This is a genomic window from Pseudomonas sp. MEJ086 (assembly GCF_030209025.1).
GTDB lineage: Bacteria > Pseudomonadota > Gammaproteobacteria > Pseudomonadales > Pseudomonadaceae > Aquipseudomonas > Aquipseudomonas fulva_A.
Genome location: NZ_JARVSV010000020.1, coordinates 223,071 through 247,256 on the forward strand (window position 1 = coordinate 223,071; position 24,186 = coordinate 247,256).

19 protein-coding genes are annotated in these 24,186 nt (G+C 64.2%); 9 read left to right on the forward strand and 10 right to left on the reverse strand.

Annotated elements, in window-relative coordinates; translation table 11 throughout:
• Positions 1-62 precede the first annotated feature (62 nt).
• Positions 63-1,088: a UV DNA damage repair endonuclease UvsE gene (gene uvsE, locus QRN22_RS13625; protein ID WP_042552154.1), complete on the forward strand. Its 1,026-nt coding sequence runs from the start codon at positions 63-65 to the stop codon at positions 1,086-1,088.
• Positions 1,089-1,247: 159 nt separating this feature from the next.
• On the opposite strand, the gene fadD1 is transcribed toward uvsE, so the two are convergent.
• A complete protein-coding gene (gene fadD1, locus QRN22_RS13630) occupies positions 1,248-2,936 on the reverse strand; it encodes a long-chain-fatty-acid--CoA ligase FadD1 (protein WP_042552153.1) in 1,689 nt (562 codons plus the stop codon).
• A 412-nt stretch (positions 2,937-3,348) separates the two neighbouring features.
• Positions 3,349-5,037: a long-chain-fatty-acid--CoA ligase FadD2 gene (gene fadD2 / locus QRN22_RS13635; protein ID WP_042552152.1), complete on the reverse strand. Its 1,689-nt coding sequence runs from the start codon at positions 5,035-5,037 to the stop codon at positions 3,349-3,351.
• A gap of 146 nt (positions 5,038-5,183) precedes the next feature.
• Between fadD2 and QRN22_RS13640 the strand changes: the two genes are divergently transcribed.
• From QRN22_RS13640 to codA, 6 genes are all read left to right on the forward strand, one after another.
• Positions 5,184-6,146: an alpha/beta hydrolase gene (locus tag QRN22_RS13640; protein ID WP_042552151.1), complete on the forward strand. Its 963-nt coding sequence runs from the start codon at positions 5,184-5,186 to the stop codon at positions 6,144-6,146.
• Positions 6,143-6,613 (forward strand): MaoC family dehydratase, encoded by a 471-nt coding sequence (locus QRN22_RS13645; protein WP_042552150.1) that lies wholly within the window; start codon positions 6,143-6,145, stop codon positions 6,611-6,613. Before QRN22_RS13640 ends, QRN22_RS13645 begins: the two co-directional genes overlap by 4 nt.
• A gap of 228 nt (positions 6,614-6,841) precedes the next feature.
• Complete coding sequence (locus QRN22_RS13650) at positions 6,842-7,348, forward strand: DUF1993 domain-containing protein (RefSeq protein WP_042552149.1); 507 nt, start codon at positions 6,842-6,844, stop codon at positions 7,346-7,348.
• A 252-nt stretch (positions 7,349-7,600) separates the two neighbouring features.
• On the forward strand, positions 7,601-8,872 hold the full coding sequence (gene codB, locus QRN22_RS13655; RefSeq protein ID WP_042552148.1) for a cytosine permease: 1,272 nt from the start codon (positions 7,601-7,603) through the stop codon (positions 8,870-8,872).
• Complete coding sequence (locus QRN22_RS13660; protein ID WP_042552147.1) at positions 8,869-10,110, forward strand: PucR family transcriptional regulator; 1,242 nt, start codon at positions 8,869-8,871, stop codon at positions 10,108-10,110. Before codB ends, QRN22_RS13660 begins: the two co-directional genes overlap by 4 nt.
• Positions 10,107-11,342: a cytosine deaminase gene (gene codA, locus QRN22_RS13665; protein WP_042552146.1), complete on the forward strand. Its 1,236-nt coding sequence runs from the start codon at positions 10,107-10,109 to the stop codon at positions 11,340-11,342. Before QRN22_RS13660 ends, codA begins: the two co-directional genes overlap by 4 nt.
• 448 nt (positions 11,343-11,790) lie before the next feature.
• Here the strand turns inward: codA and QRN22_RS13670 are convergent, their stop codons facing one another.
• The 7 genes from QRN22_RS13670 to QRN22_RS13700 all read right to left on the reverse strand — a co-directional run bounded on the left by QRN22_RS13670 (position 11,791) and on the right by QRN22_RS13700 (position 16,462).
• Positions 11,791-12,642: an efflux RND transporter periplasmic adaptor subunit gene (locus tag QRN22_RS13670; RefSeq protein WP_042552145.1), complete on the reverse strand. Its 852-nt coding sequence runs from the start codon at positions 12,640-12,642 to the stop codon at positions 11,791-11,793.
• Between the two features lie 11 nt (positions 12,643-12,653).
• Positions 12,654-12,857, reverse strand: a complete 204-nt coding sequence (locus tag QRN22_RS13675; RefSeq protein WP_042552144.1) for a DUF1656 domain-containing protein — start codon at positions 12,855-12,857, stop codon at positions 12,654-12,656.
• Positions 12,844-14,829, reverse strand: coding sequence for an FUSC family protein (locus tag QRN22_RS13680; RefSeq protein ID WP_042552143.1), 1,986 nt, complete (start codon positions 14,827-14,829; stop codon positions 12,844-12,846). Before QRN22_RS13680 ends, QRN22_RS13675 begins: the two co-directional genes overlap by 14 nt.
• A gap of 222 nt (positions 14,830-15,051) precedes the next feature.
• Complete coding sequence (ccoM, locus tag QRN22_RS13685) at positions 15,052-15,168, reverse strand: cytochrome c oxidase subunit CcoM (protein WP_042552142.1); 117 nt, start codon at positions 15,166-15,168, stop codon at positions 15,052-15,054.
• A 216-nt stretch (positions 15,169-15,384) separates the two neighbouring features.
• Positions 15,385-15,546 (reverse strand): hypothetical protein, encoded by a 162-nt coding sequence (locus QRN22_RS13690; RefSeq protein WP_179537662.1) that lies wholly within the window; start codon positions 15,544-15,546, stop codon positions 15,385-15,387.
• Positions 15,543-16,169 carry an alpha-ketoglutarate-dependent dioxygenase AlkB family protein gene (locus tag QRN22_RS13695; protein WP_231570107.1) on the reverse strand — a complete coding sequence of 209 codons (627 nt, stop codon included), beginning with the start codon at positions 16,167-16,169 and terminating at the stop codon, positions 15,543-15,545. Before QRN22_RS13695 ends, QRN22_RS13690 begins: the two co-directional genes overlap by 4 nt.
• Positions 16,166-16,462: a hypothetical protein gene (locus QRN22_RS13700; RefSeq protein ID WP_042552141.1), complete on the reverse strand. Its 297-nt coding sequence runs from the start codon at positions 16,460-16,462 to the stop codon at positions 16,166-16,168. The genes QRN22_RS13695 and QRN22_RS13700 overlap by 4 nt, the downstream gene beginning before the upstream one ends.
• 175 nt (positions 16,463-16,637) lie before the next feature.
• Here QRN22_RS13700 and rapA point away from each other — a divergent pair, with 175 nt between their 5' ends.
• Entirely contained in the window at positions 16,638-19,481 is a 2,844-nt protein-coding gene (gene rapA / locus QRN22_RS13705; protein WP_042552140.1) for an RNA polymerase-associated protein RapA, read from the forward strand.
• A gap of 394 nt (positions 19,482-19,875) precedes the next feature.
• On the opposite strand, the gene QRN22_RS13710 is transcribed toward rapA, so the two are convergent.
• Positions 19,876-20,697: an aldo/keto reductase gene (locus QRN22_RS13710; protein ID WP_042552240.1), complete on the reverse strand. Its 822-nt coding sequence runs from the start codon at positions 20,695-20,697 to the stop codon at positions 19,876-19,878.
• 200 nt (positions 20,698-20,897) lie between these two features.
• Here QRN22_RS13710 and QRN22_RS13715 point away from each other — a divergent pair, with 200 nt between their 5' ends.
• Positions 20,898-24,008, forward strand: coding sequence for a transglycosylase domain-containing protein (locus QRN22_RS13715; RefSeq protein ID WP_042552139.1), 3,111 nt, complete (start codon positions 20,898-20,900; stop codon positions 24,006-24,008).
• The last annotated feature ends 178 nt before the right edge of the window (positions 24,009-24,186 follow it).

A 24,186-nucleotide genomic window follows, 5' to 3' on the forward strand; every position in this document is an offset into this window, starting at 1 on the left:
GAGTCACACGCTGTCGTCAGTGTCCGATGCCGAACAGCGCTTTTTCATTTCCGAGGTTCCACATGTCGTCACCCCGCGTCGGCTTCGCCTGCCAATACCGCCACCCTGATCGCAGCTTGCCGGCCGGCGAGTTGAAAATCATCGAGGCGGCGTTCAACCCGCGCACCACCACCCTGCGCTGGATGGACAGCGTCGCCCAGGCGGCCGCGCACGCCAAGCTGGTCGAGATCGTCGAGCACAACCTGCAGGCTCAACTGCGTCTGCTCGCCTATGTCGCCAGCCTGCCGAAGCCGTTGCAGATGCTGCGCCTGAGCAGCGACCTGCTGCCGTTCTACAGCCACCCGAAGGTCAGCGCCTTCTATCAGGACCCGACCATCCAGCGGCGCCTGATCGAAGGCTTCGCGGCGATAGGCGATGCCGCCCGCGCGGCGAATATTCGTCTGTCCATGCACCCTGGCCAGTACTGCGTGCTCGGCTCCGACCGCCCGGATGTGGTCGAGAACAGCATCGCCGAGTTCGAGTACCACGCCGACATGATCCGCATGATGGGCTACGGCCGTCAGTTTCAGGATTTCAAATGCAACCTGCACATCGCCGGCAAGCTGGGTGGTGAAGGTACTCGCGCCGTCTGGGCGCGCCTGTCTCAGGAAGCGCGCCACTGCATCACCTTCGAGAACGACGAGAAGACCTACGGCGTCGACGCCTGCCTGGCCCTGGCCGATCTGGCGCCGGTGGTGCTGGACGTGCACCACTGCTGGATCCATGAGGACGACTACATCGACCCGCACGCTGACCGTGTGGCGCGCATCATCGACAGCTGGCGCGGCGTACGGCCGACCATGCACCTCTCGCAGCCACACGAAAGCCTGCAGGAGCTGGGGCTCAGCGCCGAGCGCAAGCTGGAAATGCCCGAGGTGCTGAAGGTCGTGCCGAAGCGCGAGCTCTATGGCCACAGCGCGCGCATGTGGAACCAGTGGACGAACGAGTACGTCCTGCAATTCCTCGACCGCTTCGACATCATGTTCGAGTCCAAGGACAAGAACGTGGCAACCCTGGAGTTTTACGAGCGGTATCTGAAAGCCGAGTAACCGGAGTGTGCTTGCTTAGCCTGGGTCGAGCGTAGCGACACCCGGAAATTCGCCCTGGGTGTCGCTTCGCTCAACGCCAAGCGACGAGTGTCGAGGAAGCGCCGCCCGCACAACGCGAAAGGCCCTGCAGTGCAGGGCCTTTCGTGACAGCGCGCAGGGCTACTTCTTGCCGAGTTTCTTCAGTTCTTCATCACGCAGTTCGCGGCGCAGGATCTTGCCGACGTTGGTGGTCGGCAGGCTCTCGCGGAACTCGACCTGCTTGGGTCGCTTGTAGCCGGTGAGGTTGTCGTGCATGTGCTGCAGGACTTGCTCCTTGGTCAGGGTCATGCCCGGCTTGACCACCACGAACACCTTGATCGACTCGCCGGAGCGCTCGTCCGGTACGCCGATGGCGGCGCACTGCAGCACGCCTGGCAGGGTCACCAGCACTTCTTCCAGCTCGTTCGGGTAGACGTTGAAGCCGGACACCAGAATCATGTCCTTCTTGCGGTCGACGATGCGGATGTAGCCATCGGGCTGGATGATGCCGATGTCACCGGTCTTGAACCAGCCATTGGCGTCGATCACTTCGTCAGTGGCTTCCTGGCGCTGCCAGTAACCCTTCATCACCTGCGGGCCCTTGATGCACAGCTCGCCGGTTTCCCCCAGCGCCAGATCGTTGCCCTGATCGTCGATCACCTTGAACAGGGTCGACGGTGCCGGAATGCCGATGGTGCCCAGCTGGATATTGGTAATCGGGTTCACCGACGCTACCGGGCTGGTTTCCGTCAGGCCGTAACCTTCGCAGATGGCGCAGCCGGTCACCTGTTTCCAGCGCTCGGCAGCCGCTTGCTGCAGCGCCATACCGCCGGACAGGGTGACCTTGAGCCTGGAGAAGTCGAGCTTCTGGAAGCCTTCGTTGTTGCTCAGCGCCACGAACAGGGTATTGAGGCCAACGAAACCGCTGAACTTGAACTTGGACAGGTCCTTGATCATGGTCGGCAGATCACGCGGGTTGGTGATCAGCAGGTTGTGGTTGCCACAGTGCATCATCGCCATGCAGTGAAAGGTGAAGGCGTAGATGTGGTAAAGCGGCAGCGGCGCCACCAGGATCTCGTTGCCTTCGTTGAGGTTGGAGCCCATCAGCTCGCGGCACTGCAGCATGTTGGCGATCAGGTTGCGGTGGGTGAGCATCGCCCCCTTGGCCACGCCGGTGGTGCCGCCGGTGTATTGCAGCACGGCGACTTCGTGGGCGGCGGGGTTGGCTTCGCTGACGGCTTTGCCACGGCCCTGACTCAGGGCGTCGGTGAGTTTGATGGCGGCAGGCAGGCTGTAGGCCGGCACCATCTTCTTCACGTACTTGACCACGGCGTTGACCAGCAGGCGCTTGATTGGCGACAGCATGTCGCCGACCTCGGTGATGATCACCGTCTTCACGCCGGTCTTGGGGACTACCTGCTCGGCCAGATGGGCCATGTTGGCCAGGCAGACCAGCGCCTTGGCGCCGGAATCCTTGAACTGGTGTTCCATCTCACGGGCGGTGTACAGCGGGTTGGTGTTGACCACCACCAGCCCGGCACGCAGCGCGCCGAAAACCACTACCGGGTATTGCAGAACGTTGGGCAGTTGCACGGCGATGCGGTCGCCGGGCTGCAGATCCGTGTGCTGCTGCAGATAGGCAGCGAAGTGACCGGAGAGCTCGAACAGCTCGCCGTAGGTCAGGGTCTTGCCCAGATTGGTGAAAGCGGGCTTGTCGGCGAAACGCTGGCAGGACTGCTTCAGCACCGCCTGAACGTTGGGGTACTGGTCGGGATCGATCTCGGCCGCGATCCCCTCGGGATACTTGTCCGTCCAGAAGTTTTCGGTCATGGACACCCACTCCTAAGCAACTGCTTGTCTTCACCGCGTATGCGGTTGTTTGTTGTATGTATGCCTGCCTGTTCGCCCCTGTGAGGCGCGAAGCGGGCCGAGAGTAGCAGAGTTGCCAGATACCGACCAGAGCTCGAAAAGGCCGGACAGTACTGAAAGTGACCATAATAAAACAAACGGTCACAAAACTTTTTTCACTCGGGATCGATTGGCAGAAATCATCGAACGGCAGGCAACGCCCATGATAGACGCCTGCAGCTTTTCCTGCCGGACCAGATTGGCAATCGCAGATGTACGTCAAAGAGAAGTGACCGCTGCAGCTCATCGGCCTCGCTCGCGCTGCCTGGGGCGAGCGAAGGACACCCGGGTCGGGCTCCCGGATGTCATCGCGCAGTCGGGGTTTCAGGAGCCCTTATGGATTGTCGCGCAGCTCGCGCCGCAGGATCTTGCCCACGTTGGTCATCGGCAGCGCGTCCCGGAAGACGATATGCCGCGGTACCTTGTAGCCGGTGAAGTTGTCCTTGCAGTAAGCCTTGAGCTCCTCGGCCGTCAGGCTCTCGTCGCGCTTGACCACGAACAGCTTGACCGCCTCACCGGACTTTTCATCGGCTACGCCAATCGCCGCGCAGCTGGCCACCTTGCTATGGGCCATCACCACGTCCTCGATCTCGTTGGGGTACACGTTGAAGCCGGAGACGATGATCATGTCCTTCTTGCGGTCGACGATACTCACGTAGCCGCCTTCATCGATCACCGCGATATCGCCGGACTTGAACCAGCCCTCGCGGTCCAGCACCTCGGCGGTGGCCTCCGGCCGATTCCAGTAGCCCTTCATTACCTGCGGCCCCTTGATGCACAGCTCGCCCCGCTCGCCCAGCGGCAGCTCGTTGCCGTCGTCGTCGATGACCTTGAAGGCCGTGGCCGGCACCGGAATGCCCACCGTGCCAAGCCGTGCATGCTCGCCATAGGGGTTGGCACTGGCGATCGGCGAGGTTTCGGTAAGCCCGTAGCCCTCGACCACCGCGCAGCCGGTCAGGCTCTGCCAGCGCTCGGCAGTGGCCTTGACCAGCGCGGTGCCGCCGGAATTGGTGACCTTGAGGTGGCTGAAGTCGAGCGTCTTGAAGTCAGGGTGATCCATCAGCGCCACGAACAGGGTGTTGAGCCCCAGCAGCGCGGAGAAGTCCCATTTGCGCAGCTCCTTGATGAAACCCGGAATGTCCCGTGGGTTGGTGATCAGCACGTTGTGATTGCCGTTGACCATCATGCACATGCAATTAACCGTGAAGGCATAGATGTGATAGAGCGGCAGCGGCGCGATCATCACTTCCTGGCCACGCTTCATCAGCGCAGTGCCGTCAGGCCCGTGCTGGGACATGCAGGCATCGGCCTGCAGCATGTTGGCGATCAGGTTGCCGTGGGTGAGCATGGTGCCCTTGGCCACCCCGGTGGTACCGCCGGTGTATTGCAGTACGGCTATATCGTCATGGGTGGCGGTGACCGGGCGAACCGAGAGGCTGGCACCCTCGCGAAGCACCCGCTTGAACGACAGCGCCTGGGGCAGATGGTAGTCGGGCACCATCTTCTTGACCTTCCTCACCACGGTGTTGACCAGCCAGCCCTTGAGCGTGGGCAGCAGGTCCCCCATGCGCGCTTCGATCAGGTACTCGATCTCGCTGTCGGGTAGCACCTCCTGCACCAGCTTGCCGAACATGTTCAGGTACACCAGCGCACGCACGCCGGCATCCTTGAACTGGTGGCGCATCTCCCGGGCGGTATACAACGGGTTGGTGTTGACCACGATCAGCCCGGCGCGCATCGCCCCGAATACGGCGATGGGGTACTGCAGCACGTTGGGCATCTGCACGGCGATGCGATCCCCCGGCTCGAGGTCGGTGTGCTGCTGCAGGTAGGCGGCGAAGGCACCGGAAAGCCGGTCCAGCTCGCCATAGCTCAGGGTTCTGCCCAGGTTGCTGAAGGCGGGCCGGTCCGCGAAGGCCCTGCAGGAGCGCTCGAACACCTCGAGCACCGACCCGTAGGCGTTCATGTCGATATCGTTGGGCACGCCAGCGGCGCGTTTGTCGTTCCAGAAATCAGGCTGCATTGTTGTTGTCCTCATTTCCCTGAATATCATTGAGCCTCAGAGAACTTAGCAGCCGACCACCTACTCGCAAACCTACAATCAATACCGTGAATTTCAGCACCTGCACGGTCTACAATGCACGCCACCCGCAGGCTCAAGGAATTGCCATGCAGCACCACACCTTCTGGCTCGACAGCAGTGATGGCGTACCTCTGTACGTCAACCACTGGCGTGCCGAAGGCGCGCCCAGGGCGGTGGTGATGCTCGCCCATGGCATGGCCGAGCACAGCGGCCGTTATGCCCGTTTTGGCCAGGCACTGGTCGCGGCCGGTTTCGAACTCTACGCCCACGATCAGCGCGGCCATGGGCAGACGGCGCAGCATGGCAGCCTGGGTCACTACGCGGATCAGGATGGCTGGGCACGAGTGGTCGGCGATCTCTCGACGCTCAATCACCATATTCGTCAGCAGTGCCCGCAGACGCCCATCTTCCTGTTCGGCCACAGCATGGGCAGCTACATCGCCATGGCTTATCTGATGCACCAGAGCAGCGGTGTGCAGGGGGCGATTCTCAGTGGCTCCAACTACCAGCCATTGCGCCTCTACACGTCTGCCACGCTGATTGCCCGCTTCGAGCGTTGGCGCCAGGGCAAGAACGGCCGCAGTGCGCTGATCCACTGGCTGTCGTTCGGCGCCTTCAACAAGGCCTGCAAACCTGCCCGTACCGCTTTCGACTGGCTCAGCCGTGACCCGGCAGAGGTCGACCGCTACATTGCCGACCCGCTGTGCGGATTCCGTTGCAGCAACCAGTTGTGGCTCGATCTGCTCGAGGGCCTGCAGCGGATCACGCCGAGCGCCAACCTGAAACAGATCGACCCGAGGCTGCCGCTGCTGATCATCGGCGGTGACCACGACCCGGTCAGCCAGGGCCAGCGCCTGCAAGACCTGGCCGACGCCCTGAGCCGCTCGGGGCATGCCCGTACCACACTCAAACGCTACCCCCAGGCCCGCCACGAGCTGCTCAACGAGCTCAATCGTGACGAGGTCACCCGCGACCTGATCGACTGGCTGGAACAAACGCTCGAGCAGCCCCAGCAGCGACCCTTACATCCTCAGGAACCCACTCCATGACACAGAGCAGCAACACCCCTTACGAAGATCTCGACGTCGGCCAGACCGCCACTTACAGCAAGACCGTTGAAGAGCGCGACATCCTGCTGTTCGCCGCCGTTTCCGGCGACCACAACCCGGTGCATCTGGATGCCGAATACGCAGCCACCACCCTGTTCAAGGAGCGCATCGCCCACGGCATGTTCAGTGGCGCGCTGATCAGCGCCGCGGTGGCTTGCACCCTGCCCGGCCCTGGCACCATCTACGTCAGCCAGCAGATGACCTTTCAGAAGCCGGTGAAACTGGGCGACACCCTCACCGTGCGCCTGGAAATTCTCGAAAAGCGCCCCAAATTTCGCGTGCTGATCGCCACCCGCGTGTTCAACCAGAACGATGAACTGGTGGTCGATGGCGAGGCTGAAATCATTGCGCCACGCAAAGCGCTTACTGTAGAGCTGGCCACCCTGCCGCCGATCACTATCGGCTAGCAGGCTGTTGAAACTACCTGCGTTGCCATCGCAGCGTTAAAAACAGGTGCAAAATGCTCATGTACTAATCGTACGGTCGAGCGCGACCCCGGTCGCTTTTTCGCCTGTTTGTGCGGGGCCGCCATCGGTATTGCGCTGGCGGCCTCGCTTACGTTTTTCAAGCGCCTGCTTGTTCATATCCTGCGCAGGTCAGCCGATCTGCGCCCACGCATCTCTCTGGAGCACACCATGTCCCTGTCCATGCACAGCATCTCGATTCCGGTCTTCACCCGCCAACTGAACAACCTGTCGACCATCCTGGGTATCGCTGCGGCCAACGCCGAAACCCGCAAGATCGAGCAAGGCGTCTTTCTCAACGCACGTCTGGCCCCTGATATGTTCCCGCTCAGCCGCCAGGTGCAGATCGCCTGCGATACCGCGAAAAGCGGTGCGGCCCTGCTGGCCGGTGTAGAAGCCCCGAGCCACGCCGATGACGAAACCAGCATCGCCGAATTGCAGGCGCGCATCGCCAAGGTGCTGGAGTTCGTGGGAAGCATCAGCGCCGCGCAGCTCGACGGCAGCGAAGACCGCACCGTAACCCTCAAACGTCGTGACAAGGAGACCCATTTCCAGGGTCAGGCCTTCCTGCTCGATCACGTACTGCCGAACTTCTACTTCCACCTGACCACCACCTACGCGATCCTGCGCCACAACGGTGTCGATATCGGCAAGCGCGACTTCCTCGGCACCCGCTGAGCGAGTCGTATCGAAGCGCCCTGGCAAAGCGCTTTGCGTACGGACCGGTGACCGTCTTGGTGCATGGCCCTTTCGCCACGCACCAAGCCGAGTCAAAACTGTTTACACCTCACAAATAAAATCCTCATAAACGCCCGAAAAGCGCATTTCCTTGTGCAACCCGCACAACCGGCACTGTACGACCCGCCAAACCGATCGGTTGGCACGTCGCCTGCTATAGCCATGCCTTCTCTCACTCCGTGGAGCCAGGCAATGACGCACCCCACCACCGACAGCGACTACCCTCTGAGCGAGGTTCCAGCAGGCGCCCGCAAGGGTCTGTTCTCCACCTCGATCATGCTGTTCTCGTTCACCTTCTTCACCGCCACCATGTTCGCTGGCGGCAAGATCGGCATGGCCTTCGATTTCACCACCCTGATCTGGGCAGCCGTCATCGGCAACCTGCTGCTCGGCACCTATGCCGCGATACTGGGCCTGATCGCCTGCCGCAGCGGCCTGAACTCGGTGCTGATGGGCCGTTTCTGCTTCGGCGAGGCGGGCAGCAAGCTGTCCGACGTGCTGCTGGGCTTCACCCAGATCGGCTGGTACGCCTGGGGCACCGCGACGGTCGCCATCGTGCTGGTGAAGATTCTCGGTCTATCGGAAAGCCTGATCATCCCGCTGATGGTGCTGTTCGGCTTCGCCTTCTGCATCACCGCGTTCATCGGCTACAAGGGCCTGGACATCCTGTCGCGGATCTCGGTGCCGGCCATGCTCGCCCTGCTGCTCTGCTCGCTGTGGATCGCCACCGACGACATCGGCGGCATGGGCGCGCTGATGGCCATCGAACCGACCCAGAGCATGACCCTGAGCGTGGCCATCACCATGGTCTTCGGCACCTTCGTCAGCGGCGCCACCCAGGCCACCAACTGGACACGCTTCGCCCGCACCGGGCGTATCGCGGTGATCGCCAGCATGGTCGGGTTCTTTCTCGGCAATGGCCTGATGATCGTTGCCGGTGCCTATGGCGCCATCGTCTACCAGCAACCGGACGTCGTCGAAGTGCTGGTCCTGCAGGGGCTGTCGATGGCGGCGGTGGTGATGCTGTTCCTCAACCTGTGGACCACCCAGGACAACACCATCTACAACTTCGCCGCAGCCGGCTGCAACCTGCTGCGCACCGGGCGCCGCAAAACGGTGACCGTGGTCGGCGCCGGGATCGGCACGCTGCTGGCCATCGGCGGCATGTACGAGATGCTGATCCCTTTTCTGATCCTGCTCGGCTCGATCATCCCGCCGATTGGCGGCGTGATCATGGCGGACTACTTCTACGGCCATAAAGGCAAGTACCCATTGCTCGCCGAGACCCGCCTGCCGGCGTTCAACTGGGTCGGCCTGGGCGCCTATGCCGTCGGTTCGCTGTGCGCCTACTTCTCGCCCTGGGTCGCGCCGCTGGTCGGCATCGCCGTCGCCGCGTTGGTGTACGTCAGCCTGTTCGAGGCGAAGAAACTGCTCGCCGCCCGCGCTCAGGTCGCTCGCGCATGAGCCTGAGCGTCGCCGATGTACTCGCCCTGCCCGGCCTGCATGACCTGCGCCTGCGCGCGGGCCAGACAGCACTGGGCAACCCGGTGCGTTGGCCTTACGTAGCGGAGAATGCGGAGATCGCCGACTGGGTGATGGGCGGCGAACTGGTTTTCGTCACCGGGATCAACCACCCCCGCGATGAGGCCAACCTGCTGCTTCTGGTACGCCAGGCAGTCGAGCGGGCTACGGCCGGCCTGGTGATTCTTACCGGTGCCGAGTACATCCAGAGCATCCCGGCAACGGTGGTGGCCGAAGCCGATCGCCTCGGCTTGCCACTGCTGGAGCAGCCCTACCAGTTGAAGATGGTGGTGGTGACCCAGGCCATCGGTACCGCGCTGGTCCAGCAACAGATGCTCGGCAGCTCGCGTCAGCACGTACTGGAGCAATTGCTGGAAGGTGACTATCAATCCCTGGAGATCCTGCTGCAGCGCGCCGCGAGCCTCGACCTGCCGCTGGGCGTGCCACGCCAGATCGCGCTGCTGCGCCTGCAGAACGGCGAGCGCCTGTTCGACGGCGAGGCTGCCGACAGCGGTGAACGCCTGCTGCGCGACAACCGCCAGTGCCTGCAGCAACGCCTGGAACAGTGCCTGCAGCGCCTCGGCGACGCCCTGCCGCTGATCAGCCAGGGCGAGCACTGGATCGCCCTGCTGCCCTGCACCAGCAGCCAGGACGAGCAACGCAACCGCAAGCTGCTGACCGAGCTGCTCGGCGAACTGGACGAACGTCTGCAGCCGCAACACGCGGTTCTCGGCCTCAGCAGTGGCAGCCATCCCCCCGAGCGCTTCGCCCGGGCCCTCGGTCAGGCGCGCCAGGCACTGGTCGCCGCCCAGGCCTTCCCGGAGCGGCTGGGGCTGTGCAGCTTCAACGAGCTGGGCGTGATCGAACTGCTCGCCGCGATCCGCGACCGCAGCCTGCTGGAACGCTTCGTCGAGCGTACGCTGGGGCCACTGATCGGCGATGATTCACGCCACGAGCCGGTGCTCATGCCAACGCTCGAAGCCTGGTTCTTCGAGAACGCCAACCTGGCCCTGGCCGCACAACGCCTGGGCGTGCACCGCAACACCCTGAGCTACCGTGTACAGCGTATCGAAGCGCTGACTGGCTGCTCGTTCGATGATCCGCACGACCGGCTGAATATCAGCATCGCCCTGCTGATTCGCCGCCTGTCGTCTCATAGCCTGCCAAGGAGTACCCCATGAACATCGTCAACGCCCGCCTGCGTGGCCGCGAAGGTCTTTTCCACATCGCGCTGGACGGCTCACAGATTGCCGCCATCACCGCACAGCCGGCTGCAGTCAATGCGACCGAAGGCGACCTCGACGCAGCCAGCAACCTGGTGATCGCCCCTTTCATCGAACCGCATATCCACCTGGACGCGACCCTGACCGCCGGTGAGCCGAGCTGGAACATGAGCGGCACGTTGTTCGAAGGCATCGAACGCTGGGCCGAGCGCAAGGCCCTGGTCACCCACGAGGACACCAAGACCCGCGCCAAGAAGACCATCGACATGCTGGTCGACCACGGCATCCAGCACGTGCGCACCCACGTCGACGTCACCGACCCGACCCTGGCCGCGCTGAAAGCGATGGTCGAAGTGCGCGAGGAAACCCGCCACTTGATCGACCTGCAGATCGTCGCCTTTCCCCAGGAGGGCATCGAGTCCTACGCCAATGGCCGCGCGCTCATGGAGCAGGCCGTGGAGCTGGGCGCCGACGTGGTCGGTGGCATCCCGCATTTTGAGAACACCCGCGACCAGGGCGTGTCGTCGATCAAGTTCCTGATGGACCTGGCCGAGCGCACCGGCTGCCTGGTGGATGTGCACTGCGACGAGACCGATGACCCGCAATCGCGCTTTCTCGAAGTGCTGGCCGAAGAAGCCCGCGTGCGCGGCATGGGCGCGCGCGTCACCGCCAGCCACACCACCGCCATGGGCTCCTACGACAACGCTTACTGTTCCAAACTGTTCCGCCTGCTGAAGATGTCAGGGATCAACTTCATCTCCTGCCCCACCGAAAGCATTCATCTGCAGGGCCGCTTCGATACCTACCCGAAACGCCGTGGCCTGACCCGCGTGGCCGAGATCGACCGCGCCGGGATGAACGTGTGCTTCGGCCAGGACTCCATCGTCGACCCCTGGTACCCGCTGGGTAACGGCAACATCCTGCGCATCCTCGAAGCCGGCCTGCATATCTGCCACATGCTCGGCTACGAAGACCTCAAGCGCAGCCTGGACCTGATCACCGACAACAGCGCCCGCACCCTGCACCTGGGTGAGCGCTACGGCATCGAAGTGGGTCGCCCGGCCAACCTGCTGATTCTTTCGGCCCCCGACGACTACGAGATGATTCGCACCCAGGGCCATGCCCTGGTATCGGTACGCCACGGCGAAGTGCTGATGCGCAGAACCCCGGCGAGCGTGCAGCGCGGTTGAGCATCGCACGCGTACCGGATCGCCAGACACTGCATTCGTAGGCGCCCCGCCCCCGGGGCGAATCGTGGGCAAAACTCGATATCGGTGTTGCCCGAACTATTCGCCGCGGGGCGCGGCTACACGAATGCTGCATCTCCCACCGACCGTAGGAGCGTCGCCCCCGGCGCGAAAACGATGGCGGCCGCTCCGCAACACCGCAGCGCTACCGCCATTCGCCGCGGGGTCGCGGCTCCTACGCAAATGCGGCATTTCCCGCCGACCGTAGGAGCGTCGCCCCCGGCGCGAAAACGATGGCGGCCATTTCACAACACCGCATCGCTACCGCCATTCGCCGCGAGGTCGCGGCTCCTACGCAAATGCGCCATTTCCGCCGACCGTAGGAGCGTCGCCCCCGGCGCGAAAACGATTGCGGCCGCTCTGTAACACTCCAGTCGGGCTACGGAAGCGGTCATTCCACCCGCACGCTGGCGGTCATGCCGGCACTCAACTGGACGTTTTCGGGCATGCCGTCGAGCTTGATGCGTACCGGGATGCGCTGGGCCAGGCGCACCCAATTGAAGGTTGGTTCGACATTGGCCAGCAACTGGCCGTCCGGGCTGGCGTTGCGGTCGGTGATGCCACGGCTGATGCTTTCCACTTCACCACGGATCTCCTGTTCGCCGCCCATCAACCAGACCTCGACCGGCGCACCGACCTGAATGCGCGGCAACTTGGTTTCCTCGAAATACGCCTGCACGTAGAACGAGTTGGTATCCACCAGCGCCATCACCGACTGGCCGGCCGTCACGTAGTTGCCCTGCGCCAGCACCAGGTTGGTGACCTGACCGTCACGGGGCGCGCGCACTTCACTGCGCGCCAGGTTGAGCTGGGCGATACGCAGGTCGGCCTGGGCCTCGCGGAATTCGCTGCGCGCCATCTCGGCGTTGATCTGCGCGTTCTCGCGCAGTTCCGCGCTGATCGCCTGGGAGCCCAGGCGCGCGCGCCGGGAGGCTTCGTGTTCACGCAGGCTGAGCTGCTGCTTGCGGATATCCACCACGGCCTGAGCCTTTTCCACTGCGGCCTGGTAGCGGTCACGGTCGATGCTCATCAGCAGATCGCCCGCCTTCACCTGCTGGTTGTCGCGCACCTCGAGCTCGACCACCCAGCCCGATACGTCCGGCGCGATGGTCACCACGTCGGCACGTACCCGGGCATCGCGGGTCCACGGCGAATACATGTAGTGCTGCCAGATCCAGGAGCCGGCGAGAACCGCCGCAACCACCATGGCCAGGGTAATGCCGACGCGAATCGTCGAACGCATGTCGTTTCTCCTCAAGTTCCCAGAACGGCGATGATTGCCGCCAGGACACAGACGAACAGGGCGCAATCGAACAGGGCTTCGTGCCAGATCCATTGCGCCAATCCCACGCGCTGCAGCCCCATGCGCAATACGCCGGTGAGCAGCAACGCCAATACCGCATAGGCCGCCATGGGGCTCAGCAATACGCCGCCCAGCGACCATTCATGCAAGCCCATGGGCTTCTCCTCTCAGGTGGCACCAGTGGCGCCAGCCGCTTCGCAATTGCAGCAGTGCAGCCTCGGCCAAGCGTTTATCGACACTGGGCGCACAGGCGCGCAGGGCATCCTGCAGATCCGCCACGGGGCCGTTCAGGTCATCCTCGCGGCCCGGTGCAGGGCCGCGCTCCAGCACATCATCGAGACGCCGCAGAAAACGGCGCTGGGAGCGGGCCAGTTCGGGATCGGCATTGGCCAGGCAGGCGCGCAGGTGCAGCAGTTCGTCCCCCAGATCGAGACCGGCCACGCCGTCGTCCCAGCGGCTGCGCGCCTGATCCGGCCGCGCCGGATAATGCCGGGCGAGCTGCAGCAAGCGGTCGGCCATGCGCCCACCGAACCAGTTTTCCGCACGGCCCAGCTCGCGCCGGGTCAGGCGGCCGAGATCCACCAGAATCGCATGCATCAGGCGCCTGCCATGCCACACCGGATTGCGCAGCACCACCAGGCGGAACGCCAGCACGGCGATGCCGACGCCCAAGAGCATGCCCGGCGCCTCGTTGAGAAAGAACTCGACGTTGTAACCGACACCCGGTGCGGGCAGGCAAAGCACGATGAAGTGCAGGCAGAACGCTGTCGATGTGGCTGCCATCGGCGGCTTCGCCATTCCCAGTACACCAAAGAACAAAGGCACGCCGAGCACCAGGCAGAGCATGACGAACCCGTCGATCTGCGGCATCAGGATCTGCCCGACGAAGAACGCCACCGGCAGCGCATAAAGGATGCCGCGCAGGAACATCATGCCGATCTGCGGCGCCGCTTCGAGCCGGGCGAACAGGCTGCAGACCACGCAGGCCAGCAGCATGGCACCGGTGGCATGGGTCCAGGCGGTGGCCAGCCAGAAGCTCGCCAGCGTGAGAAACGCGAGGGCGCTGCGCGAGCCATACACCAGGGCACTCTGCCAATCGTAATGCCAGGACAGCGCACGCGGTGCATCGGCAGGCGCCCTGCCCTGCTCGACGGCGAGCAGGGCCCGGCTGGCCTCCTCGATGCGCAGCAGCAACACCGCCATGCGCTCCAGGCACAGTTGCTGGCCGCTGTTCAATTCATCGTCCTGCGCGGCCTGGCGCAGGCGTTCTATCAGTACCGGCAGATCGCCCTGGGCCTGCTGCAAGCGCTCGTCCACCCCTTGCAGCCACGGGGCGACTGCTTCGGCTTCGCTGCTGCTCAACTGCCGCCATTGCCGTGCCACACCACGGGCCAAGCGCAGCACGCCAAGCAGGTCGCGACTGAGCACGCGCAGGGCAATGGCGCGCTGGCGGCCGCGCTCCCCTTCGAACCAGGCGTGCTCACGCTGGGCGTCCACGGCGACGATACGGGCCAGCGCTTCCAGCAGCCCCTGACGTGCCTCTGCCTCGCCGGTCAACGCCTGACGCGCGGCCTTGATGCCGGTCTGCCAGGCATCTCGCGCTTGCTGCGCCAGCTGGCGCTCGACCCGCTGCGGCCACAGCAAGGCGCTGCTGAGCGTGGCGCAGACGATGCCCAGGCAGATCTCCGTGGAACGGGCAATGGCCTCGTCGAAGATCACATGAGGCTTGCCGATGGCCGGCAGGCCGATGATCGCCACCGTGTAGCCGGCGAGCACGAAGGCATAGGACCAGGCGCTGCGCAGCATGGTCGAAGCTGCCGTGCACATCCCCAGCCACAACGCGAAGGCGAGCAGGAACAGCAGTGGGGTCTGGGCGAACAGCGCCATCATCACCACCGCCATGAAGGTCCCGACCAGGGTGCCGAGCAGGCGCGCCAGGCCCTTCTGCACCACCATGCCGGACAATGGCTGAGCGACGATGAAGGCGGTCATCAATGCCCACTGCGGCTGTTCCAGCCCCAAACGCAACGCGAGCCAGAGCGCCAGACCGCCACCGAGCAGGGTCTTGATCGCGAACTGAATGGCTTGCGGGCTTGGCGCGATGAACGCCAGCAGGGAATCACGCACGATGGTTACCTGACACGCTGGTTACCTGAAAAGCGGCACTTGTCTGAACATAGCCGTGGCGAAACGGTTCCGCCTCCGTGCAGAAAGGCAAATTATTAGCTAGCTAACTATATGCTGTCCAGAGGGCTGTCTCGCTTTCACATGCGCTCGCCTGAAAAAATGCGCACGAAAAAAAGGGCGACCGAAGTCGCCCCAATGCCTTGCGTGCTCGTGAATCCGGATTCAGCGCGGCTTTTTCTTGCTGGCGTCTCTCCAGATGAAATACGTGAACCCGGCGCAGAACAGGACCATCAGTCCCACGGTGCCGATACCGGCGAGAACCACCACGTCGACGAACATGTTGCCTCCTGCATCCGTTGCTCGGGTATGGGGCTACGTTAACAGCGCAGCGCCTGAGGCCATTGATCCAGATCAAGGGCAGCGCTGCGCCGGCTGCAAACGGCTGGAAGCAGGTGATCTGGGTCAACGGGAGGCTGCGCGCAGCCACGAGCGGGATGCGCGACGGGAAATCAGCAGAGCAAGGCAGGCGACAGCCGCATGCGGCGCGGCGAACCGTCAGCGCTTCTTCGGCTTGCCCTTGGACTTCTTCTTGCCTTTGGGCATCGGCAGAGCCTGCTCGAAGGCATTGCGCATCTCTTCGAGCTTTTTGTCGCGCAGGTCATGGATGCGCTTGTCGCGCTCGGCGGTGAAGTCGATCAGTTTCACATCGTTGCTCATAGCGGCGCCCGGATCAGACGAAACGTAAGGTTCAGGCGTGGCGCGCACGGCTTGCGCGTTTTCGCCACCTGATGCTGCCAATGATGCTGGGTCTGGCCGCCCATGACCAGTAGCGAGCCATGCGCCAGCGTAAGCGAATGTTCGATGCGGTTGTGGCCCTTGCGGCGCAGGTCGAAGCGGCGCTCGCCTCCCAGGCTCAGGGACACCACCAACGGCTCATCGCCCAGCTCGCGCTCGTCATCGCTGTGCCAGCCCATGGAATCCTGACCGTCGCGGTAATAGTTGAGCAGCGCACCGTTGAGCGGGCAGCCCAGCATCTCCACCAGACGCTGGCGAATCTCGGCGAGCAGCGGTGTCCAGGGCAGCGGCTGATGGGTCATGCCGGAGTAGCGATAACGCGCGTCGGTGTCGCCGTACCAGGCGGTCAGCCGCGGCACCGGATGACGACGGCCATAGAGCACGACCTCGGGCTGCTGCCAGGGCGTCTCGCTGACCAGTCGCTCGAGCCAGTGATCCGCCGTAGCGCGGTCGAGCCAGGCAGGCAGATAGCGCAGGTCGGCATCCGCCAGGTTCAGATCCGGGCTGTCGAACAGATCAGCCGGGGTGGGATCGATGCCGCTCAAACCTCGACATCCACCCACAGCCCCTGACGAGGCAATTGCTCGATGGCAGGCTCGTCGGCTTCATCGACATCGCCTTCGGCAAGCTCCGCCGCGCTGTAACCACGCCGTTGGCGACGACGCTGTTCTTCACGCAAGCGCTCCTCCACTTCCTGGGGGTGACGCTTGTCGAGACCGACCGCATCCTCCTGGGCCGCCTCGGCGGTGGGGGTTACCGGGGCGATTTCCGGGCGCGGCTTGACCACGTCCTGCTGGGCAGTGACTGGAACCAGGCTGTGGGGAATCGGCGGCAACATGGATGAACTCCCTTTGGAGTCTTGTCGGCAGTCGCATGGGCGACTTTAGCGTACGGTGGCTACACTTTTGACCGGGCATCCGTCAGTAAGTGCCAAATCCACAGCATGCACCTTTGGCCGAGGCCCGGCGTTTCCGGTACCATAGCCGGCTTTTTCACAGGTGGAGACAGGCAGCATGGCGGAGTATCAACCGGGGCAACGCTGGATCAGCGACAGCGAAGCGGAACTGGGCTTGGGAACCATCCTCATGCAGGACGGCCGCATGCTCACCGTGCTCTACCCGGCCACGGGAGAAACCCGCCAGTACGCAACCCGCAATGCGCCACTGACCCGCGTGCGTTTCTCTCCGGGCGACGAGATCACCCACTTCGAAGGCTGGAAGCTGACCGTGCGCGAAGTCGACGATGTCGACGGCCTGCTGGTCTACCACGGTCTCGACGCGCAGAACCAGAACGTCACGCTGCCGGAAACCCAGCTGTCCAACTTCATTCAGTTCCGCCTTGCCAGCGACCGCCTGTTCGCCGGGCAGATCGATCCGCTGCCCTGGTTCTCGCTGCGCTACCGCACCCTGGAATTCACCAGCAAGCAGGTGCAATCCTCGCTGTGGGGCCTGGGCGGCGTGCGTGCACAACCCATCGCCCACCAGTTGCACATCGCCCGTGAAGTCGCCGACCGCATCGCCCCGCGCGTTCTGCTGGCCGACGAAGTGGGCCTGGGCAAGACTATCGAGGCCGGCCTGGTGATCCATCGCCAGCTGCTCTCCGGGCGCGCCAACCGCGTGCTGATCCTGGTGCCGGAAAACCTGCAGCACCAGTGGCTGGTGGAAATGCGCCGACGCTTCAATCTGGAAGTGGCGCTGTTCGACGCCGAACGCTTCATCGAGAGCGATGCCAGCAACCCGTTCGAAGACGCGCAATTGGCACTGGTCGCGCTGGAGTGGCTGTGCGAGGACGAAAAGGCCCAGGACGCGCTGTTCGCCGCCGGCTGGGACCTGATGGTGGTCGACGAAGCCCACCACCTGGTCTGGCATCCGGAAAAGGCCAGCCGCGAATACAGCCTGGTCGAGCAACTGGCCGAGGTGATCCCTGGTGTGCTGTTGCTCACCGCCACCCCGGAACAGCTTGGCCAGGACAGCCACTTCGCACGTCTGCGCCTGCTCGACCCGAACCGTTTCCATGACCTGGCCGCGTTCCGCGCCGAAAGCGCCAACTACCAGCCGGTCGCCGAAGCCGTACAGGAGCTGCTCGACAAGGGTCGCCTGTCCGACGAGGCCCACAAGACCATCCAGGGTTTCCTGGGTGCCGAGGGTGAAGCCCTGCTCGCCGCGGTCGCCGACGGTGATAGCGAAGCCAGCGCCCGCCTCACTCGCGAGCTGCTCGACCGCCATGGCACCGGCCGCCTGCTGTTCCGCAACACCCGTGCTGCGGTGCAGGGTTTCCCCGAGCGCGAACTGCACGCCTACCCGCTGCCGAGCCCCGACGAATACATGGAGCTGCCGCTGGGCGAGCATGCCGAGCTGTACCCGGAAGTCAGCTACCAGGGCCAGGCGGAGATCGAGGACGAGCAGCGCTGGTGGCGCTTCGACCCGCGTGTCGAGTGGCTGATCGACACCCTGAAGATGCTCAAGAAATTCAAGGTACTGGTCATCTGTGCTCACGCCGAGACCGCCATGGATCTGGAAGACGCCCTGCGCGTGCGCTCCGGCATTCCGGCCACGGTGTTTCACGAGGGCATGAGCATCCTCGAGCGTGACCGCGCCGCCGCCTATTTCGCCGATGAAGAATTCGGCGCCCAGGTGCTGATCTGTTCGGAAATCGGCAGTGAAGGCCGCAACTTCCAGTTCGCTCACCACCTGGTGCTGTTCGATCTGCCGGCGCATCCGGATCTGCTCGAGCAGCGTATCGGCCGTCTCGACCGTATCGGCCAGAAGCACAAGATCCAGCTGCACGTGCCGTACATGGAAAACAGCCCGCAGGAACGTCTGTTCCAGTGGTATCACCAGGCGCTGAACGCCTTCCTGGCTACCTGCCCGACGGGTAACGCCCTGCAGCATCAGTTCGGCAGCCGCCTGCTGCCGATGCTGGAAAACGCCGACGATGGTCAGTGGCAAGCGCTGATCGACGAAGCCACTGCCGAGCGCCAGCGCCTGGAAAGCGAACTGCACGCCGGTCGCGACCGCCTGCTGGAGCTCAACTCTGGCGGCGCCGGTGAAGGCGAAGCGCTGGTCGAAGCGATCCTCGAGCAGGACGACCAGTTCGCCCTGCCGATGTACATGGAGCAGCTGTTCGACGCTTTCGGCATCGACAGCGAGGATCACTCGGACAACGCCCTGATCCTGCGCCCCAGCGAGAAGATGCTCGATGCCAGCTTCCCGCTCGGCGACGACGAAGGCGTGACCATCACCTACGACCGTGACCTGGCGCTGTCGCGCGAGGACATGCAGTTCCTCACCTGGGAACACCCCATGGTGCAGGGCGGCATGGATCTGGTGCGCTCCGGCTCGATGGGCAACACCTCGGTGGCGCTGATCAAGAACAAGGCGCTCAAGCCCGGCACCGTGCTGCTGGAGCTGCTCTACGTCAGCGAAGTGGTCGCACCACGCAGCCTGCAACTGGGTCGCTACCTGCCGCCAGCGGCGCTGCGCTGCCTGCTCGATGGCAATGGCAACGATCTGGCCAGCAAGGTCTCCTTCGAAACCCTCAACGACCAGTTGGAAAGCGTGCCTCGTGCCAGCGCCAACAAGTTCGTACAGGCGCAGCGTGATGCGCTCAACCCGCAGATCGCTGCCGGTGAAGCGAAGATCCAGCCACGCCATGTCGAACGCGTCAGCGAGGCCAAACGTCGCCTGGCCGCCGAGCTGGACGAGGAACTGGCCCGCCTGACCGCCCTGCAAGCAGTCAACCCGAGCGTCCGCGACAGCGAACTGACAGCGCTGCGTGAACAACGCGAACAGGGCCTGGCCATGCTCGACAAGGCCGCCCTGCGCCTGGAAGCGATTCGAGTGCTGGTCGCCGGTTGAGCCAATACGCTCGCCCTTCTTGCGCAGGGCGGGCGTGCCTTCGGTGCAGCGCGAAGAGCGCCAACATCGCGGCTGTCTTGCCGCATGGGTTGGCGCTGCCAGCGCCATTCGCCGCGGGGCGCGGCTCCTACGGGATCAACGAACACCGCTGATCGAGTAGGGGCGTCGCACCGGCGCGAATCGGTTGCGGCCCTGTCGCACATCTGGCGGCGCCTGCGCCATTCGCCGCAGTGGCGCGGCTACCGGGTCAACGAACACCGCTGATCGAGTAGGAGCGTCGCCCCGGCGCGAATCGGTTACGGCCTTGCCGGGCAATCGGGACTCTACGCCGAACCCTTGATGGGTATTGCTTCGCTCAATACCATCCTACGGCCGTCTTGCGTCCCAACCATCCCTACACCATCTGCAACCGCTGCTTGCGCGCCGGCGCTGGGTAGGCGGCGTCGATCGCCTGCAAATCGGCTTCACTGAGCTGCAGGTCGGCAGCGGCGGCATTTTCGGCCAGATGCAGCGGGTCACCGGCCTTGGGAATCACCAGCACATTCGGCTGACGAAGGGCCCAGGCCAGTGCCACCTGCGCGGCACTCACCCCATGCTGCTGTGCGACCTGCCCCATGGCTCGATTGGCCAGCAGCGCCCCACCCTGCCCCAGCGGACAGTAAGCCATCAATGGCATGCCCTGGCGTTGCTGCCACGGCAACAGGTCGAACTCCACGCCGCGCTCTTGCGGGTTGTAGAGCACCTGGTTGGTGGCACAGGCTGGATCACCGAGTTCTTCCAGATCATCGAGATCGAAGTTGGACACGCCCCAGCGGCCGATCTTGCCCTGCTCGCGCAGCCGTTCGAAGGCCTCGACCGTTTCCGCCAGCGGATACTGCCCGCGCCAGTGCAGCAGATACAGGTCGAGATGATCGGTACCCAGGCGCTTCAGGCTGCGTTCGCAGGCCGCCGTCACACCCGCGCGGCTGGCGTTGTGCGGGTAGACCTTGCTGACCAGAAACACCTGATCGCGGCGACCCGCGATGGCCTCGCCGACCACCTCCTCCGCACAGCCCTCGCCGTACATCTCGGCCGTGTCGATGAGGCGCAGGCCACGCTCGAGCCCCTCGCGCAACGCCGCCACCTCGGCCCGCCGCTGCCCCGGATTCTCGCCCATCCGCCAGGTACCCTGACCTATCACCGGTACCTGAGCGCCGGCCAATTCGAGTGTTCGCATCATGCTTCCTCCTGCTGATTGCATCCTGACCCGCCTGCCACCCGTGGGTTCAGATTCTGCGCCAAGGATCATGCCCGGCGTAGAGCGCCCGCCTGCAATCGTCGTTCACGTTCCGACACGAGTTTTCTGCTCAGTGGACAGGGCACGCCGCCACCCAGCGACTACGCTAGTGATAAAGGACAAGCCAGGGCCAACTCACTATGGGCGCACTATGGCGATCCGACCCAGCACCGCCTGTAAGCGAGCGCAAAGCCGCTACCGCGGTGCAGCTCGAACCTCGGCGGCAGTCCCACCCTGTGCGCTGGGCAGTCGGCGTCATCCTGATGCTTCTGCTGGTGATCGGCGCGGCTCTGCTGATCCATGAACTGCGCACCGCCTACTTCCAGTCCAGCGAACTGAGCCGCTACGCCGCGCAGCTGACCTATCAGGTCGAAAACGGCCCCAGCGACGCGATCATTTACCCGGGTGCCGGTCCTTTCGATCAACGCATGGGTTACAGCCACCTACCTACTTTCATCGAGCGCCTGCAGAGCCGAGGCTTCGAGGTGTTGCAGCAGAGTCACTTCTCTGCGGCGCTGATGGCTTACGCCGAACGCGGCTTGTTCCCGCCCTTCGCGGAAAAGGCGCAGACCGGGGTCAATATCGAAGACTGCCGTGGCTCGCCCTTCTACACCGTGCGCAATCCCCGACAACGCTACCCGAGCTTCACCGCCATTCCGCCACTGGTGGTCGGCAGCCTGCTGTTCATCGAAGACCGCAAGCTGTTGGCCAGCGAGCCCGCCGAAGCGAACCCGGCGGTGGACTGGCCGCGTTTCAGCAAGGCGGCGCTCTCGCAGATTGGCAAATACGTCGGCATGCAGGACCAGTCCGCGGGCGGCAGCACCCTGGCCACGCAACTGGAGAAGTACCGGCATTCGCCAGATGGCATCACCCATGCGCCCGCGGAGAAACTGCGGCAGATGGTATCGGCCAGCGTGCGCGCCTATCAGGGCGGCCCACAAACCCTCGAAGCCCGGCAGAACATCGTGCGTGACTACCTCAACAGCGTACCGCTATCGGCTGCACCGGGGCACGGCGAGGTACACGGCCTGGCCGACGGCTTGCGCATCTGGTACGGCGCCGACTTCGCCACCACCAACCGCCTGCTCGACCCGCAGCGCTCCAGCGACGCCAGCCTGGCCGAACGGGGCTTGGCACTGCGTCAGGTACTGTCGCTGATGATCGCCCAGCGGCGGCCCTCGTACTACCTGTCGAAGGGCCGTGACGAGCTCGCCGAGCTGACCGACAGCCACCTGCGCCTGCTGGCCAGCGGCGGCGTGCTCGACGACGACCTGCGCGATGCCGCTCTGGCCCAGAAGGTGACCTACCGCGACTGGCAGACCGACCCCAACCTGCAACGGGTCGACAGCGACAAGGGCATCAGCATGGCCCGGGCGCGGCTGGCCAGCCTGCTCAACCTGTCCTACTACCAGCTCGACCGCCTCGATCTGGATGCCCGTTCCAGCCTCAATTCGGACCTGCAGCAGCAGGTCAGCCTGTACCTCGAACGGCTCGCCGACCCGGCATTCGCCGAAAGCGTCGGGCTGTTCGGCGACCGCCTGCTGTCGCCCAGCAAGACCGCCGACGTGCGCTACAGCTTCACCCTGTTCGAGCGCACACCCAATGGCAATCAGGTTCGAGTACAAACCGACAACACCCACCAGCCGTTCGATATCAACGAAGGCAGCAAGCTGGAACTGGGCTCCACCGCCAAATTGCGGGTAATGGCCACCTACCTGGAAGTGATCGCCGAACTGCATGCACGGCACGCCGGCATGAGCGCTGCACAACTGCGCGCTCAGGATATCGCCGACCAGGATCTGCTCAGCCGCTGGGCCATCGACTACCTGCTGCGCAACCCGGGGGCAGACCTCACCAGCATGCTCGACGCGGCACTGGAGCGGCGTTACTCGGCCAGCCCGGCGGAGCGCTTCTTTACCGGCGGTGGCCTGCATACCTTCGGCAACTTCCGCCGCGAGGACAACGGCCGGCTGCCAACCCTGCGCGAGTCACTGCGCGAATCGATCAACCTGCCGTTCATCCGTCTGATGCGCGATCTGGTGCGCTACAGCACCTATCAGGCACCGGGCAACAGCGCCGAGTTGCTCAAGGACGACAAGGACCCAAGGCGCCAGGAGTACCTGAGCCGCTTCGCCGACCGCGAGGGCACCACCTTTCTGTTGCGCTTCTGGCGCAAGTACCAGGGCCAGTCCGCCCAGGAGCGGCTGGACACCTTCATCGGTGGCCTGCGCCTCACCGATACGCGCCTGGCGGCCGTGCACCGCTATCTGATGCCGGGTGTCGATCAGGCCACGTTCGGTAGCTTCATCAAGGCCCACCTGCCAGGCAGCCCACCAAGCGAAAAGCGCATCGCCGATCTGTATACCCGCTATGCGCCGGGTGCCTTCAGCCTGCCGGACCAGGGCTACATCGCCCGAGTACATCCGCTGGAACTGTGGCTGCTCGCCTACCTGATCGATCATCCACAGGCCGCTTTCGATGACGCCGTGGCCGCCAGCCGCGACGAACGCCAGGAGGTCTACGGCTGGCTGTTCAAGAGCCGCCACAAGAGCGCTCGGGACAGCCGCATCCGCATCATGCTGGAAGTCGAAGCCTTCCTGGATATCCATCAGCGCTGGCAGAACCTGGGCTATCCCTTCGAGTATCTGGTGCCGTCCCTGGCCACCGCCATCGGCAGCTCGGGTGACCGGCCAGCGGCATTGGCCGAGCTGATCGGCATCATCCAGAACGACGGCGTGCGCCTGCCCACGGTGCGTATCGACAGCCTGCACTTCGCCGCCAACACACCCTACGAAACGCGCCTGGGCCATGTGCTGGAATCTGGCCGCCGGGTAATGGCGCCGGAGGTCGCCGCAGCGCTGCGCGAGGCGCTTTCCCAGGTGGTCGATGGCGGCACGGCACGGCGCCTGCAAGGCACCTTCACCCTGGCCGACGGCAGCCCGCTGATCCTCGGCGGCAAGACCGGCACCGGCGACAACCGCCTGACCAGCGTGGGCCGCGGTGGCCAGGTGATCAGCTCACGGGTACAGAACCGCACCGCCACCTTCGTGTTCTTTCTCGGCCCGGATCACTTCGGCACCCTCACCGCCTTCGTGCCCGGTCGTGCAGCGGAAAGCTTCCGCTTCACCTCGGCGCTACCCGTGCAGGTGCTCAAGGGCATGCAGCCGATTCTCGCCCCCTACCTGCAAACTGCCGCCCGCACCCTCTGCGCCCCACCTCCCCAACAACAGACGGCGCAATTGATACGCTAGAGCGTGATCGTCATGCACGAGAGCCGTAGGGTGGGCTTCAGCCCACCATTGCCCGCCCCCAACAGAGATCCGACACCCACTGCCAAGGGCACGGCAGCCACCACCCAGTCAGGATTCGATTCGGCTGGTGGGCTGAAGCCCACCCTACGGGACTTCGCGGGCAATCCAGCCAGCGTGA

Excerpts from the sequence above, each read along its gene's own strand:
- uvsE (WP_042552154.1), top strand. The coding sequence starts at position 63 with ATGTCGTCACCCCGCGTCGGCTTCGCCTGCCAATACCGCCACCCTGAT.
- fadD1 (WP_042552153.1), bottom strand. The coding sequence starts at position 2,936 with ATGACCGAAAACTTCTGGACGGACAAGTATCCCGAGGGGATCGCGGCC.
- fadD2 (WP_042552152.1), bottom strand. The coding sequence starts at position 5,037 with ATGCAGCCTGATTTCTGGAACGACAAACGCGCCGCTGGCGTGCCCAAC.
- QRN22_RS13640 (WP_042552151.1), top strand. The coding sequence starts at position 5,184 with ATGCAGCACCACACCTTCTGGCTCGACAGCAGTGATGGCGTACCTCTG.
- QRN22_RS13645 (WP_042552150.1), top strand. The coding sequence starts at position 6,143 with ATGACACAGAGCAGCAACACCCCTTACGAAGATCTCGACGTCGGCCAG.
- QRN22_RS13650 (WP_042552149.1), top strand. The coding sequence starts at position 6,842 with ATGTCCCTGTCCATGCACAGCATCTCGATTCCGGTCTTCACCCGCCAA.
- codB (WP_042552148.1), top strand. The coding sequence starts at position 7,601 with ATGACGCACCCCACCACCGACAGCGACTACCCTCTGAGCGAGGTTCCA.
- QRN22_RS13660 (WP_042552147.1), top strand. The coding sequence starts at position 8,869 with ATGAGCCTGAGCGTCGCCGATGTACTCGCCCTGCCCGGCCTGCATGAC.
- codA (WP_042552146.1), top strand. The coding sequence starts at position 10,107 with ATGAACATCGTCAACGCCCGCCTGCGTGGCCGCGAAGGTCTTTTCCAC.
- QRN22_RS13670 (WP_042552145.1), bottom strand. The coding sequence starts at position 12,642 with ATGCGTTCGACGATTCGCGTCGGCATTACCCTGGCCATGGTGGTTGCG.
- QRN22_RS13675 (WP_042552144.1), bottom strand. The coding sequence starts at position 12,857 with ATGGGCTTGCATGAATGGTCGCTGGGCGGCGTATTGCTGAGCCCCATG.
- ccoM (WP_042552142.1), bottom strand. The coding sequence starts at position 15,168 with ATGTTCGTCGACGTGGTGGTTCTCGCCGGTATCGGCACCGTGGGACTG.
- QRN22_RS13690 (WP_179537662.1), bottom strand. The coding sequence starts at position 15,546 with ATGAGCAACGATGTGAAACTGATCGACTTCACCGCCGAGCGCGACAAG.
- QRN22_RS13700 (WP_042552141.1), bottom strand. The coding sequence starts at position 16,462 with ATGTTGCCGCCGATTCCCCACAGCCTGGTTCCAGTCACTGCCCAGCAG.
- rapA (WP_042552140.1), top strand. The coding sequence starts at position 16,638 with ATGGCGGAGTATCAACCGGGGCAACGCTGGATCAGCGACAGCGAAGCG.
- QRN22_RS13710 (WP_042552240.1), bottom strand. The coding sequence starts at position 20,697 with ATGCGAACACTCGAATTGGCCGGCGCTCAGGTACCGGTGATAGGTCAG.
- QRN22_RS13715 (WP_042552139.1), top strand. The coding sequence starts at position 20,898 with ATGGGCGCACTATGGCGATCCGACCCAGCACCGCCTGTAAGCGAGCGC.